Genomic DNA, 12,433 nt, shown 5'->3' with positions numbered 1-12,433 from the left:
ATAATAAAGGCAAGACTGCCAACGCGAAAGGGAGTGGACCAATTGGCGCATGAACCTGTTGATCCGGAAAGACAGGAGCCAAAGAAAAACGGAGGCGCCTTGCTCTGGATCGGAGTCGGCATCGCCATCGGGTCCTCGCTCGGAGCGGCGATGGACCATTTCGCGGTTGGAATTGTCATGGGCACCGGAATCGGAACGGCGCTCAGCCTCGCTGCGCACTTCAAGAAATAACGGGAAAGACCTTATATATTCCATCCTTTTAAACTAAAGGAGACAAAAGAGTGGGTAGACGATCGACGTTCTGGTTTCTTCTTGTGCTGCTGTTGACGGCTTGTTCAGCGGGAGCAGGCGAAGGGAAGACGGCGGACAGCACGCCGGGAGGCAAGCTGAGCCTGATCAATGTGTCGCTCTACAGCAGCGATTCGACGAAAGCGCAGCCCGAATTGATTCTGGTGCAGAGCAATCCGGACCCATTGGCTGCAGCTGAGAAATGGACTGAAGCCGATAGCTCCATAGCGTTGCCGCCAGTCGGATCTATCGCTAGAATCTATGTTCTTCAGTTTCAATACCCTGCCAAAACGTCGACGGAGAGCGTCCATTACTTCCTCTTAGCAGATAACAAGAACAACTATTACCTGAAGCGGGTCGAGCCTCGGCAGATTGCGGACTTGGACTCGTTTGCTCCCGAAGACAAGGAGCCCATCCTGGAAAAGTCAGGGAAGGAAGGCTGGCTCTCGGTCGCTCCTCCTGGATTCTTCGATTGATGAATGGACGATAGGACGCATGATCGGCATGGAAACAAAACCAAAAAACACGCAAAAGGCTCATGGCCTATGCGTGTTTTTTTGGTTCTTCCTGCTGTGGTTCCTGAAGTCCATTCCCGGAACCGGCGTCCGCTTACCCGCTTATTTTGCTCCCGTGTTCCCTGCCTTCCGCTTCGAGAATAGCGAGGAACCGACAACCATGGCGCCGGTCAGCAGCGCAGCCGCCGCAACGGGCAGCCAAGCGCCTGAAGCCAGACTCCCGGTTGTGAGCAGCGTTCCTGCTTCTCCGGTGAGCCTGCCGGGGCTCCATTTCATGAAGCGGCCAAGCAGGCTCGGCAGCAGCGAGAGCACGGCCAACGCAAGCAGCGCCAGGAAGGCGGCTCCGGCCTGCGAATCCATCGCGCTGCTGAACAAGAGCACGGCCGACAAGGCGAACAGCAGCCATAGGGCGTACAGGAGCAGGCTCTGCCCTATGAGCGGGAATGGAACGCTGCCGATGAGGATATCGGTATAGTACCAGGTGGCGAGGTAGCCGATCCCGAAGGCGGAGAGCGTAAGGAAAGCCATGCCGGCCCACTTGGCCGTCGCCAGCGACAGATGGGATACGGGCTTCACATGGATCATGACCGCCGCGCCGCTCTGGCGCTCGCCGGAGACGATGCCCATGAACGACAGGGCGAGTATCAGCAGCCCGAGCGTGTTGTACTGGGACAGCGTCTTCAGCATGATGTCGGCGGCGGTAGGGACGGGCATGGCGGCGGCGACCTCCTTGGCGATGCCGTTCGCCTCCAGCAGCTGCGGCATGTAGGCGGCCGTGACCGGGTTCATGACGCCGAGCAGGATGAAGACGACCGGTATCCACAGCCACTTGTAGCTGCGTCTCATGCCGAGCATTTCCTTCCGATAGAGAACCATCCACTGGGTCATGGCCGCACCGCCTTTACAAATAGATCCTCCAGCGTCGATTGGCCGGTTTCCAAGCTGGAGATTGATATTCCGTTCTCTAAAATGGCTTGCAGGACAGAGGTCTTCGCCGCTTCGGGATTTCCCGCCAAGGCCAGCTTGACGCCGGCAGGCAGGCTGTCCGCTTGCCGGACGCATGGAAGTCCCGCCAGAGCCTTGGTCCACTCCGCGCGGGGCTCGGCGAACCTTACCGTCAGCACAGGCTCCGTATGCTCCCGCATCACCTGGAGAAGCTCGCCTCCCAGCGCGATGCGCCCGTCCCGGATGATGAGGATGTCGTCGCAGACCGCCTCCGCATCGTGAAGCACATGGGTGGAGAACAGAATCGTCGTCTCCTGCTTCAGCTCCTGCAGCAGCTCCAGCACCTCGCGGCGGCCGAGTGGATCCAGCGCCGATACCGGTTCATCGAGCAGCAGCAGCTTCGGCCGGTGAATGATCGCTTGGGCGATGCCCAGGCGCTGCTTCATGCCGCCGGAATAACCTCCGATCCGGCGGTCCGCGGCGTCCGCCAGACCGACGCGCTCCAGCAGTTCAGAGCTGCGGTCCGCGGCTTCTTTTTTTCCCAGACGGGCCAGGCGGCCTGTGAAGGCCAGGAATTCCCGGCCGCTCATCCAGTTCGGGTAAGCCGGATACTGGGGCAGATAACCGATGTTGGGCCGGATATCGCCTCCGCTCTTGCCGTCGAAGGAGATGCTGCCCCCGGATGGGGGGAGCAGGCCGGCGAGCATGAGGAGGGTCGTCGTCTTGCCGGCGCCGTTGGGCCCGAGCAGCCCCGCGCAGCGGCCCTCCCCGACGGTGAACGACAGATCTCCGACGGCTTCCTTGCTGCCGAAGGATTTGGACAGCCGGGCGATTTCAAGAAACGGCATTCAGTCCGACCTCCTTCCGAAGAGGAAATAAGCGACGCTTCCGAGCAGGCTGGAGAACAGGATGATGATCGCCCATATCCACTTGGGACCGTTGGTCCGCCGGACCTTGGACAGATCGACAAGAGCGGCGACGATGAGAATGAGCTGCAGGACGGCGAGCGGCAAAATGAGCTTCAGCATATCCGACATGATTGCTACCTCCCGTGTATTTGGAATTCCCGCGATGGGAACAAGATGTGGTTGGAATCGATTCGGCAGCCGGCCGAATCGATTCCTTGAGCGCGAATCTTTCCTTATGGCCTTTCATAGCGATATGACGCCGCCCGGCGCCGATTCGTTCATTTCCACTTTAAGGAATTCGGATCGGCTGGCGGGTACGGGATCGGGCAAGTCGACGCGAAGGCGCGGGAGTACGGGATTCTGGAGGAAATGGAAAGGCTGGACGTTCTGTGCTCCAGGCCCGTCCTGTCCGGCAGCTTGCCGGATCAAGGGCTGGGTTAATATGCTCGTCACCTATATCGAGGGGGAAGACGCAGCGGAGGCGCTGCCTCGTCTGCCGGTCGGGGAGCAGGAATCGATCGGAATTCATGATGGGCGGGAGCTGCGCAAGATTCACAGGGCAAGCGTCCCGGATGAGGCTGAGCCTTGTCACGATCGGATCTTGGCCCGGCTTCGCTCCTACAGGCAGGACTACGAGGCCTGCGGCGTCTGTCTGGACCGCGGCCGGGAACTGCTGGAATTTCTGCAGGAACATATCGGGCTGACGGAGGGCAGGCGAAGCGTGCTCCAGCATCATGACTATCATGCCGGGAACCTGATCGTCTATGGCGGGGAGCCGGACGGCCGGTTTCTGACAGCTGTATGCGCTCTATATCGGCCTGGTCTGCCTCTCATCCGTTCCCTGGAACGTCCGGGTAAGACCGGCAGAGACGGCGGACATGCTGAAGCGGATAGGCAAAGCCATCGATGACCACGAGGGCTTCAGCCGTTGCAAGCCCTTTTGGTATCCGGGCTGAGCCGTCGGGAGCGGACAGCAATAAAGCATGGCCGCGGACGGCCATGCTCCCTGAGAGGCAGTTACTCCATGCTGTCGGGACGGAGAGAATCGAAGTCGATTTCTTCCATGAACTCCAGCACTTCACCGTTCGGACTGTGGACGAGGGCATTGCGCACGGTCATCACAGGGTTTCCGAGAGCCAACACTTCAGGCCCGATGAGCGGCTTTGCCCCGCAGGCGATTGCATGACGATAGGACTGCTCCGCATCGTCGACGTAGAAGGCCAGATGCAGCAGCGCTCCATGGACGATTTCCTCCCCGGCAGCGGCTGGGCGGCCTTGGGCGGGAATATCGGCCTCCGGCCCGAATACTTCGATGCACGTTCTCTTGTCCGGCGATACAAGCAGGGACGCCTCGCGGATCGAGAAGGCAGGCAGGCTCCAGGAATGAGCGACTCGGAAACCGAGAGCCTCCTGATAAAAGTTGAGTGTCGCCCGGTAATCCTTGGCTTGGATCGCAGCATGCGCAAGACCTCTGACGGCCATGAAGCATCTCTCCATTTCATTGAAGGAATTTCCCTTCAGTATAGGGAAGTCTATTGGAGATCGACATGCATGTATGAAGGTTTATGTACGTATTTACCTGCATAATAAACGGCAAAATAAAGTTGATGCCTTAGGTTGTTCATTCCGTTGGAAAGGAGAATGAAATGAATACATTGCTGGATGAGTCCGACCATAAAATCATGCTCTTGCTTCAAGCCCGGGGACGAATCCCGGTTGCCCAGATCAGCAAGGAGATCAGCATGTCCCAGCCAGCCGTCAAAGAGAGGATTCTGAAGCTGGAGGAGAGAGGGTTCATTACGGGTTATACAGTCCGATTCGACTTGAGCAGGCTTGGCCGCGGAACGACGGCCTTCATCATGATGAAGACCGAGCATTGCCAGGAGCTCGTCGATTATTGCGGCCAGGCAGCCGAAGTGACGGAGCTGCACCGGATCAGCGGGGAATACAACTATATGATCAAGGTCCAAACCGCTTCGATCGAGCAATTGGCGGACTTCCAGGATTCGCTCGCCCGCATGGGCAGCTCCAAGTCCATGATCAGCATGAAGACGATTCTGGAGGACAGGGTGCTGCTGTAACGACCTATATTCCGGGATGGCTGTCGTCCGATTGCAGGCTCCCGCATGATGTCCTATACTGGGCAAGATAAAATCATGCCTCGGACATGCGATCCGACCGATTGGAGCTTCGGATAAAATGGCTAGTTTGCCCAAATGCCCGGAATGCGCTTCGGAGTATACTTATCCCGACGGCGATTTGTTCATTTGTCCGGAATGCGCCCATGAATGGAGCGGCGCAGCAGCCGCCTCGAACGAAGAGAATGCCCGCATCGTGAAGGATTCGAATGGAAACGTTTTGAATGACGGCGATTCGGTCACGGTCGTCAAGGACCTTAAGGTCAAGGGGACCTCCCTTGTCGTCAAGATCGGCACGAAGGTGAAGAACATCCGTCTGATCGAAGGCGACCATGACATCGACTGCAGGATCGACGGCTTCGGCGCGATGAAGCTGAAGTCCGAATTCGTCAAGAAAAGCTGAGCCATCCGGAGGGACTGCTCAGGTAGGGCCGCCTCTCGCGGGCGGTCTTTTTCCTGTTTTGACTATAGTCTGCCCGAATGATTGGTTTTTTGGAGCCAACTCTGGTAGAACTGAAGAAAAGCCATGCCTAGAGGGCGGCAATCGGGGAGGCGGACAGCAGATGAAGCGGATTACGGTTCTGGTCGCGGATGACGAGGCGGAGATTGCCGACCTGGTCGCTCTGCATCTGGAGAAGGAAGGGTACAACGTGGTCAAGGCCGCAGACGGCACAGAGGCGCTGCGGACGATCCAGTCGCAGCGGGTCGACCTCGCCATTCTCGATATCATGATGCCGGGACTCGACGGCTACGAGGTGACTCGGCAGACCCGTGTGGAGAATCATATCCCGATCATCATTCTGAGCGCCAAAACCTCGGATTTCGATAAAATATCCGGCTTGGTCATGGGGGCGGACGATTACATGACGAAACCCTTCAATCCCCTTGAGCTCGTGGCGCGGGTGAACGCCCAGCTGCGGCGGTCGATGCAGCTGAGCCGGCCGAAGGAGGAGCATTCGGTGCTGGAGGCCGGGGGGCTGGCGATCGACTCCATGCGGCGCACGGTCGCCGTATACGGGCATGGCGTGGAGCTGACGCCCAAGGAATTCGATATTCTGCATCTGCTCGCGAGCCATCCCGGCAAGGTGTTCGCAGCCGAGAACATTTTCCGCCATGTGTGGGAAGAGGAGTATTTCGACAGCGGCAATACGGTGATGGTGCATATCCGCACCCTGCGCAAGAAGCTGGGAGAAGACAAGGACAAGTGGATCAAGACGGTCTGGGGAGTGGGATACAAGTTCAATGGATAAGTGGCTGAGAAGCTTCCGGGCCCGAATGATCGCGCTGCTGGCGCTCAGCATGCTGCTGTCCGGCCTGGTCACGTATGCCGTGTTCAAGGCGCTTCAGTATTACTACAGCAGCCATGTGAGATACGGGGAGCCGCTCGAGCGGCTCCGCCATGCCATCCGCAGCTTTGGCGATCTCAACTTCTTCCTGATCCTGTTCGTCCCGCTCGCGGTGCTGTTCTTCTTCTTTCTGACGACGCCTTACGCCGCCTACTTCCGCGAAATATCGGCCGGAATCGGGCGCCTCGCTTCCGGCGACTTCAGCGGACGCGTCGACATCGCTTCGCGAGACGAGTTCGAGAGCATCGCCCGCGATATCAATGCGGCCAGCGCCAACCTGCAGCGCGCCGTCGAGCGGGGCGACTTCGCGGAGAACAGCAAGGACCAGCTCGTGCTGAATCTGGCCCATGATTTGCGCACTCCGCTCACATCCGTGCTCGGCTATCTGGACCTGATCCTTCGGGACGGCGGCCTGTCCCAGGAGCAGAAAAGCCATTACACGTCCATTGCCTTCAACAAGTCCAAGCGCCTCGAGAAGCTCATCGACGGCCTGTTCGAGGTCACCCGGATGAACTACAGCACGCTTCCGCTCGAGACCGCGCCTCTGGATCTGAGCGAGCTGCTCGCCCAATTGAATGAGGAGCTCTATCCCGTGTTCCAGAAAAGCCGCCTGAGCATCCGGCCGGACATCGCTCCCGGCATCATTGTGAACGGGGACGGCGAGCTGCTCGCGCGGGTGTTCGAGAATCTGCTGGCCAACGCGGCCCGGTACGGCAGGGACGGGGAGTTCGTGGATGTCCAATGCGGCAGGGAGGGCGCGGAGGGCGTCGTCCGCATCGCCAATTACGGCGATATGATTCCGGAGGACGAGCTGCCCCGCCTGTTCGAAATGTTCTACACCGGCGATCGGGCCCGGACCCATCAGGAAGGAAGCACGGGGCTCGGCCTGTTCATCGCCAAAAACATCATCGATCGGCACAAAGGGACGATTGCGGCCGATAGCAGCGCTATCCGGACCGTATTCGAGGTGCGCCTGCCGCTGCAAGGCCAAGCCGGATGAAGAGCGTCGCCCGCAAGCGCGACTGCTCCAAAAGCCTTTCATGAAGCAGGAAGGATTCTGCCATGCCTTCCCGGCCGCCGGCCGGCGGAGGCTGTTTGGCGTTTCCGATTCCGGATCGATCCGCCGATCGCCCTGTCCGATTGCCTGCCCGACCGCTGACGGATGCAATAATCGATTTAAGGAAAAATTTATAAGGCCTCAACTCCTTTTTAACTAGTTGCCCCTATGCTGGAGCAAGAACAGAGCGAAAGGAAAAGCGACTTATGAAGAAGAGATGGATTTCAATGCTGCTGCTCCTGGCGGCGGCCGGCTGCGCATCGGCGCATCCCGAGCCTTCGTCCACGGCAGGGCCTAAGCCTTCGCAGCAGGAAGAATCGGCTGCCCCGGACAGCGGCGCAGAGAAGGAGCAGTCGATATCGCTCGGCAAATCCCGGATCCATCAGGGGGATCTGGTGCTCGTCAACAAGGAGCATGCCGTTCCTTCCAAGGACGGCAAGTCCGATGTGGTCAATCTGTACGAGCACAAGGAGCTGTTGGAGGGCTACGGGCTTCTCGACAACAAGATCCGGCTATCCGAGAGCGTGGCGAAGCGGTTCATTGCGATGGTGAAGGACGCGGACAAGGATGGGGTCAACCATTTTCTGATCAGCAGCGGCTATCGGAGCAACGAGGAGCAGGCCAAGCTCTACCGCGAGCTTGGGGGCAATTCGGCGCTTCCGCCAGGACATAGCGAGCATAATCTGGGCCTGTCCCTGGATATCGGCTCCAGCCGCGCCGAGATGAGCAAGGCTCCGGAAGGCAAGTGGCTGAAAAAGAACGCATGGAAGTACGGATTCATCCTGAGGTATCCGGAGGACAAGACGGATGTGACCGGCATCCGCTACGAGCCCTGGCATTTCCGCTACGTAGGCTTGCCGCACAGCGCAGTCATTCACCGGGAAGGACTTGTGCTGGAGGAATATCTCGACCTGCTGAAGGACCAGGGGACGATCGAAACGGAAGTCGAAGGGGCGGAATACCGGATTTCCTACCATCCCGTCCGGGGAAAGACGACAGTGAAGATTCCGGCGGGAAAATCGTACGAGCTGTCCGGCAACAATTCGGACGGGGTCATTGTAACGGTCCGGATGGATTGATCGGGCAACTACGCATAGGAGACCAGCGCGAACGACAGCCGATGACAGAAGCATTCCAAGAGCATCGGAATGATCATGGAGTCGGATCCATGAATATGAGATGGGAGAACATCCTATATCAGCCGCATGCAAGCGGGGCCGACCGGACAGGAGGCTCCGCTTTTTCTATGCCCAAAAGTTGCAGCTGATTCGGATGCTTAGACACGGATAGGGAGAAGTTAACGTTGACGTTAAGGTTAGGAAGTGGTATCTTTGAGATAATTGTTTTAGTAATAAATAATATAGAAAGAAGGGATAACGATCTACAAAATCGAAGATGTCGCCAACCTGTGCGGCCTGACGAAGCGCACAGTGCGCTATTACGAAGAGATCGGGCTTCTGGCTCCGGAACGGAGCGAGGGAGGCTTCCGCCTGTACACCGAATCCGATGTGGAGAAGTTGAAGAAGATCATCAATGCCCGCGATGCGCTCGGCTTCTCGCTGCAGGAGCTTCAGGAATACGTGTCCATCGGCGAAGAGCTGAGCGTGCTGCGGGACGGCATCCGCATCGTGGAGGATATCGAACGCAAGCGCTCCATGATCGGCGATATGGAGAAGACGGTGGAGAAGCAGCTGAAGATGATGGATCAGAAGATCGCCAAGATCGTGAAGATCCGATCGGAATTCATCGAGCTGAAGGATAAAATTCAGGAAGCGAAAATCAGATACGAAATCGAATAGGAGTGAGCCTTCGTGGCCAATACAACCCAACCTGCAGCAGAGCATGATTTGCCCGCCGCGCGCAGCGGCATTCTCAATCAGCCGCGCGCCGTATGGGCCGTTTTTTTTGCCGGCATTATCGCCTTCATGGGAATCGGGCTGGTCGATCCCATCCTGCCGGCCATATCCGAAAAGCTGAATGCGACGCCGAGCCAGGTCAGCCTGCTGTTCACCAGCTATAACGCCGTCATGGCTGTCGCCATGCTGATCACCGGCACGATCACCTCCCGGCTCGGCATGAAGCGGACGCTGCTGCTCGGCGTCGTCATCATTGCCATCTTCTCCGCCCTCGGCGGCTTCTCGAACGGGATATGGGAGCTTGTCGGCTACCGCGGCGGCTGGGGCCTCGGCAATGCGCTGTTCGTAGCCACCGCGCTGACGGCGATCGTGTCGCTCTCCCGCAGCGGCGTCGCCAAAGCGATCATCCTCTATGAAGCGGCCATCGGTCTCGGCATCTCGGTCGGCCCCCTCCTCGGCGGTGAGCTCGGCTCGATTTCCTGGAGAGGACCGTTCCTCGGCGTCGCTGCCTTGATGGTGCTCGCTTTCATCGCGCTGACGTTCTTGATGCCGAAGTCGGCCGCGCCGAAGACGCCGGCTTATGCCCAGAAGAAGCTGTCGGCTTCCCTCCTGGATCCGTTCAAGGCGATGAAGCATCGGTCGCTTGTCGTTTTCGGACTCACGGCATGCTTGTACAACTTCGGCTTCTTCACCCTGATGGCTTACGCTCCCTTCGTCATGGGACTGGACATCCACGGCATCGGCTACGTCTTCCTCGGCTGGGGGATTCTGCTCGCCTCCACCTCCGTGTTCATGGCGCCGAAGCTCCAGCGGGCGTTCGGCACCGTCAAATCGATGGCGGTCATGCTGGCGCTGTTCGGCCTCACGCTGCTGGCGATGGGCATCTGGACCGACATCCATTGGGTTGTCATCGCCTGCGTCATCTTTGCAGGGGCTCTGCTCGGCAACAACAACACGCTGATCACGACAGGCGTCATGAACGCGGCTCCCGTCGAGCGTTCGACGGCTTCCGCCGCCTACAGCTTCCTGCGGTTTCTCGGCGGCGCGATCGCGCCTTATTTTGCGGGCAAGCTGGCCGAGTGGTTCAATCCCCATGTGCCGTTCATCGTAGGAGCCGCCTTCGTGCTCGTCTCGGTGGCCTACATTCTCGCCAATCGCAAGCATGTGAAGCATGTCGATGAGGTCGAGGCTGCCCATTGATGAATGTTCCCGATCATGCCCAAAGCATGCAGGCTGCCACTGGCGGCCTGCTTTTTTGGACGGTTCCGGAGCCTGAATGGAAGCGGCTTCTGCCAATGATCCTGTATTCCGGCTCTACGATGGGTTATGATGGAGAGGAACGGTTCGTGAGCACACGCGAAAATAGACGTTTAACATAGGAGACCATATGAAATTCGAAGAACTGAACATCGCGCCGGCCATTCTCAAGGCGCTGAGCAAAGAAAACTATACGCAGCCTACGCCGATCCAGGAGAAGGCGATTCCGGCTGCGCTTGAAGGACGGGACGTCCTCGGCTGCGCCCAGACCGGCACAGGCAAGACCGCTGCGTTCTCCATTCCGATCATCCAGAAGCTGAGCGCCGGACGTCCGGGCGGCGGGAAGCCTTCGGGCAAGCGGGTCATCCGCTCGCTCATCCTGACGCCGACGCGGGAGCTCGCCATCCAGATCGAAGAAAATATCAAGGCCTACAGCCGGTTCACGGAGCTGCGCAGCGTCGTCATCGTCGGCGGCGTATCCCAGCACGGCCAGGAGCAGCAGCTGCAGCGCGGCACGGATATCCTGATCGCGACGCCGGGCCGTCTGATCGACCTCATCAACCAGAAGCATGCCGATCTGCAGCATGTCGAAGTGCTTGTGCTGGACGAAGCCGACCGCATGCTCGACATGGGCTTCATCAACGACGTGAAGAAGATCATGACCAGGCTGCCCGCCAAGCGGCAGACGCTGTTCTTCTCCGCTACGATGCCTCCGGAGATCGCCCGTCTCGTGGAGTCGCTGCTCGTGAATCCGGTCAAGATCGAAATCACCCCGGTGTCCTCGACGGTCGATCGGATCGAGCAGTCGGTGTACCTCGTCGACAAGGAAAACAAGCTGTCCCTGCTTACCCATCTGCTGCAGGACGAGACGATCTCCTCGGTGCTTGTCTTCACCCGCACGAAGCATGGAGCGGACCGCGTCGCGAAGGGTCTGGCGAAGAAAAGCATATCCGCCCAGGCGATTCACGGCGACAAGTCCCAGAACGCGCGACAGGCTGCTCTGAGCAACTTCAAGAAGGGAGCGACGCGGGTGCTCGTAGCGACCGATATCGCCGCCCGCGGCATCGATATCGACGAGCTGTCCCATGTCATCCAGTTCAATCTGCCCAACATGCCCGAGACGTACGTGCACCGGATCGGCCGTACAGGCAGGGCCGGACATAGCGGAATCGCCGTTTCGTTCTGCGAGGTGGAGGAGCTTCCTTACCTCAAGGATATCGAGAAGGTGACGAAGAAGAAAATCCCGGTTGTGACCGACCATCCATACCCGATGCTGGGGGCTCCGGCACCGTCGGAGAAGCCGGCCGCGCAGGCGAAGCAAGGCTCCTCCAAGGGCGGAGGCGGCCAAGCGAGGCAGGGCGGCCGCGGCGGCCAAGGCGCGCAGGCGAAGCAAGGTTCCCAGGGAAGCGGAGGCGGCCAAGCCAAGCAGGGAGCCGGCCAAGGCGGCCAGTCGGGGCAAGGAGCCAAGCAGGGCTGGCAGCGCCGCGGCGGACAGCGCCCGGCAGGAGAGCGCACCGCGGCTCCGGCGAACAAGGGCCGCTAAGCAGCGGCCAGGAACGCATCAGCAAGCAAGAGCGGCGTCAGCCGTCCGGCCAGGAGGCCGGGCGGCTTTTTTGCGTCCAAGGCTTGGCTTCTAGGCGGGATCTGATGGCGCTCGGAGCGGCAGGCGTCCTCGGGTGGGGAAGATGGCAATCGAGGCATTCGAGGGGCTGATTCAAGCTGGCAAGGGGAGTCGGTTGAACATTTTTCGCCAACAGTGATAATCATTATCACTGTTGGTTATGCTAGAGGGGAGCCGGAAATGAAAACGGACAGCCGGCGGTCGGCTGTCCGAGTGGATTCAAATTTTCGGTTCGAACGTTTTGCAGTCCGTCTCTTCGGAATTGCTGGCTTTTTTGCTGTGGCTGACGACATAGATGGACGTAGCCGCGCATTGATTGCCGGCAGCCCAGTGCCGGCAGGAGTTCACTTCGCAAAGAACATCCTTGGCCATTGCCTTCACCTCCCTGCTTGTTAGCATGGCCGAACGGCCGGGGAGCTTATACCTTGGCCGCTTCCACGCGCCGTCGATTCGCCCGCAAGCTGATGCCCGGCAAGTTCCTCGATGATCTCTATTCCATCCA

At 59.1% G+C, this 12,433-nt stretch carries 16 protein-coding genes; 11 read left to right on the top strand and 5 right to left on the bottom strand.

What is annotated here, in order from left to right:
- The first annotated feature begins 42 nt into the window (after positions 1–42).
- Both CIC07_RS24360 and CIC07_RS24355 read left to right on the top strand, forming a co-directional pair.
- Positions 43–231, top strand: a complete 189-nt coding sequence (locus CIC07_RS24360) for a hypothetical protein (protein ID WP_076357404.1) — start codon at positions 43–45, stop codon at positions 229–231.
- Positions 232–281: 50 nt separating this feature from the next.
- On the top strand, positions 282–764 hold the full coding sequence (locus tag CIC07_RS24355) for a hypothetical protein (protein ID WP_076357406.1): 483 nt from the start codon (positions 282–284) through the stop codon (positions 762–764).
- A gap of 141 nt (positions 765–905) precedes the next feature.
- On the opposite strand, the gene CIC07_RS24350 is transcribed toward CIC07_RS24355, so the two are convergent.
- The 3 genes from CIC07_RS24350 to CIC07_RS24340 are packed head-to-tail and all read right to left on the bottom strand — an operon-like array spanning position 906 to position 2,785.
- Complete coding sequence (locus tag CIC07_RS24350) at positions 906–1,691, bottom strand: ABC transporter permease subunit (protein WP_094248284.1); 786 nt, start codon at positions 1,689–1,691, stop codon at positions 906–908.
- On the bottom strand, positions 1,688–2,596 hold the full coding sequence (locus CIC07_RS24345) for an ABC transporter ATP-binding protein (RefSeq protein ID WP_076357410.1): 909 nt from the start codon (positions 2,594–2,596) through the stop codon (positions 1,688–1,690). Before CIC07_RS24345 ends, CIC07_RS24350 begins: the two co-directional genes overlap by 4 nt.
- Positions 2,597–2,785 (bottom strand): PLD nuclease N-terminal domain-containing protein, encoded by a 189-nt coding sequence (locus CIC07_RS24340; RefSeq protein ID WP_076357412.1) that lies wholly within the window; start codon positions 2,783–2,785, stop codon positions 2,597–2,599.
- A 313-nt stretch (positions 2,786–3,098) separates the two neighbouring features.
- Here CIC07_RS24340 and CIC07_RS24335 point away from each other — a divergent pair, with 313 nt between their 5' ends.
- Positions 3,099–3,566, top strand: a complete 468-nt coding sequence (locus tag CIC07_RS24335) for a phosphotransferase family protein (RefSeq protein ID WP_076357414.1) — start codon at positions 3,099–3,101, stop codon at positions 3,564–3,566.
- A gap of 107 nt (positions 3,567–3,673) precedes the next feature.
- On the opposite strand, the gene CIC07_RS24330 is transcribed toward CIC07_RS24335, so the two are convergent.
- Complete coding sequence (locus tag CIC07_RS24330) at positions 3,674–4,138, bottom strand: VOC family protein (protein ID WP_076357415.1); 465 nt, start codon at positions 4,136–4,138, stop codon at positions 3,674–3,676.
- A gap of 164 nt (positions 4,139–4,302) precedes the next feature.
- Between CIC07_RS24330 and CIC07_RS24325 the strand changes: the two genes are divergently transcribed.
- The 8 genes from CIC07_RS24325 to CIC07_RS24290 all read left to right on the top strand — a co-directional run bounded on the left by CIC07_RS24325 (position 4,303) and on the right by CIC07_RS24290 (position 11,853).
- Positions 4,303–4,737, top strand: a complete 435-nt coding sequence (locus CIC07_RS24325; protein ID WP_076357417.1) for an Lrp/AsnC family transcriptional regulator — start codon at positions 4,303–4,305, stop codon at positions 4,735–4,737.
- A 118-nt stretch (positions 4,738–4,855) separates the two neighbouring features.
- Entirely contained in the window at positions 4,856–5,197 is a 342-nt protein-coding gene (locus tag CIC07_RS24320; RefSeq protein WP_076357419.1) for a zinc ribbon domain-containing protein YjdM, read from the top strand.
- 160 nt (positions 5,198–5,357) lie between these two features.
- Positions 5,358–6,044, top strand: coding sequence for a response regulator transcription factor (locus CIC07_RS24315; protein ID WP_076357421.1), 687 nt, complete (start codon positions 5,358–5,360; stop codon positions 6,042–6,044).
- Positions 6,037–7,140 (top strand): sensor histidine kinase, encoded by a 1,104-nt coding sequence (locus CIC07_RS24310; RefSeq protein WP_076357423.1) that lies wholly within the window; start codon positions 6,037–6,039, stop codon positions 7,138–7,140. Before CIC07_RS24315 ends, CIC07_RS24310 begins: the two co-directional genes overlap by 8 nt.
- Before the next feature lie 263 nt (positions 7,141–7,403).
- Positions 7,404–8,276, top strand: a complete 873-nt coding sequence (locus CIC07_RS24305) for a M15 family metallopeptidase (protein WP_076357425.1) — start codon at positions 7,404–7,406, stop codon at positions 8,274–8,276.
- 351 nt (positions 8,277–8,627) lie between these two features.
- Positions 8,628–8,996, top strand: a complete 369-nt coding sequence (locus CIC07_RS24300; protein WP_234992954.1) for a MerR family transcriptional regulator — start codon at positions 8,628–8,630, stop codon at positions 8,994–8,996.
- 12 nt (positions 8,997–9,008) lie between these two features.
- Positions 9,009–10,253, top strand: coding sequence for an MFS transporter (locus tag CIC07_RS24295; protein WP_076357429.1), 1,245 nt, complete (start codon positions 9,009–9,011; stop codon positions 10,251–10,253).
- A gap of 187 nt (positions 10,254–10,440) precedes the next feature.
- Entirely contained in the window at positions 10,441–11,853 is a 1,413-nt protein-coding gene (locus CIC07_RS24290) for a DEAD/DEAH box helicase (RefSeq protein WP_083688150.1), read from the top strand.
- A gap of 297 nt (positions 11,854–12,150) precedes the next feature.
- Here CIC07_RS24290 and CIC07_RS24285 read toward each other — a convergent pair whose 3' ends face one another.
- Entirely contained in the window at positions 12,151–12,303 is a 153-nt protein-coding gene (locus CIC07_RS24285; protein ID WP_076357431.1) for a DUF1540 domain-containing protein, read from the bottom strand.
- Positions 12,304–12,433 lie beyond the last annotated feature (130 nt).

Source organism: Paenibacillus sp. RUD330 (assembly GCF_002243345.2).
GTDB lineage: Bacteria > Bacillota > Bacilli > Paenibacillales > Paenibacillaceae > Paenibacillus_O.
The sequence above is the reverse complement of the archived record's forward strand: the minus strand, read 5'-3'. Positions and strand labels throughout refer to the sequence as shown.

Bases quoted from the DNA above. Each gene is read 5' to 3' on its own strand.
- CIC07_RS24350 (WP_094248284.1), bottom strand. From the start codon at position 1,691: ATGACCCAGTGGATGGTTCTCTATCGGAAGGAAATGCTCGGCATGAGA.
- CIC07_RS24345 (WP_076357410.1), bottom strand. From the start codon at position 2,596: ATGCCGTTTCTTGAAATCGCCCGGCTGTCCAAATCCTTCGGCAGCAAG.
- CIC07_RS24340 (WP_076357412.1), bottom strand. From the start codon at position 2,785: ATGTCGGATATGCTGAAGCTCATTTTGCCGCTCGCCGTCCTGCAGCTC.
- CIC07_RS24335 (WP_076357414.1), top strand. From the start codon at position 3,099: ATGCTCGTCACCTATATCGAGGGGGAAGACGCAGCGGAGGCGCTGCCT.
- CIC07_RS24330 (WP_076357415.1), bottom strand. From the start codon at position 4,138: ATGGCCGTCAGAGGTCTTGCGCATGCTGCGATCCAAGCCAAGGATTAC.
- CIC07_RS24325 (WP_076357417.1), top strand. From the start codon at position 4,303: ATGAATACATTGCTGGATGAGTCCGACCATAAAATCATGCTCTTGCTT.
- CIC07_RS24320 (WP_076357419.1), top strand. From the start codon at position 4,856: ATGGCTAGTTTGCCCAAATGCCCGGAATGCGCTTCGGAGTATACTTAT.
- CIC07_RS24315 (WP_076357421.1), top strand. From the start codon at position 5,358: ATGAAGCGGATTACGGTTCTGGTCGCGGATGACGAGGCGGAGATTGCC.
- CIC07_RS24310 (WP_076357423.1), top strand. From the start codon at position 6,037: ATGGATAAGTGGCTGAGAAGCTTCCGGGCCCGAATGATCGCGCTGCTG.
- CIC07_RS24305 (WP_076357425.1), top strand. From the start codon at position 7,404: ATGAAGAAGAGATGGATTTCAATGCTGCTGCTCCTGGCGGCGGCCGGC.
- CIC07_RS24290 (WP_083688150.1), top strand. From the start codon at position 10,441: ATGAAATTCGAAGAACTGAACATCGCGCCGGCCATTCTCAAGGCGCTG.
- CIC07_RS24285 (WP_076357431.1), bottom strand. From the start codon at position 12,303: ATGGCCAAGGATGTTCTTTGCGAAGTGAACTCCTGCCGGCACTGGGCT.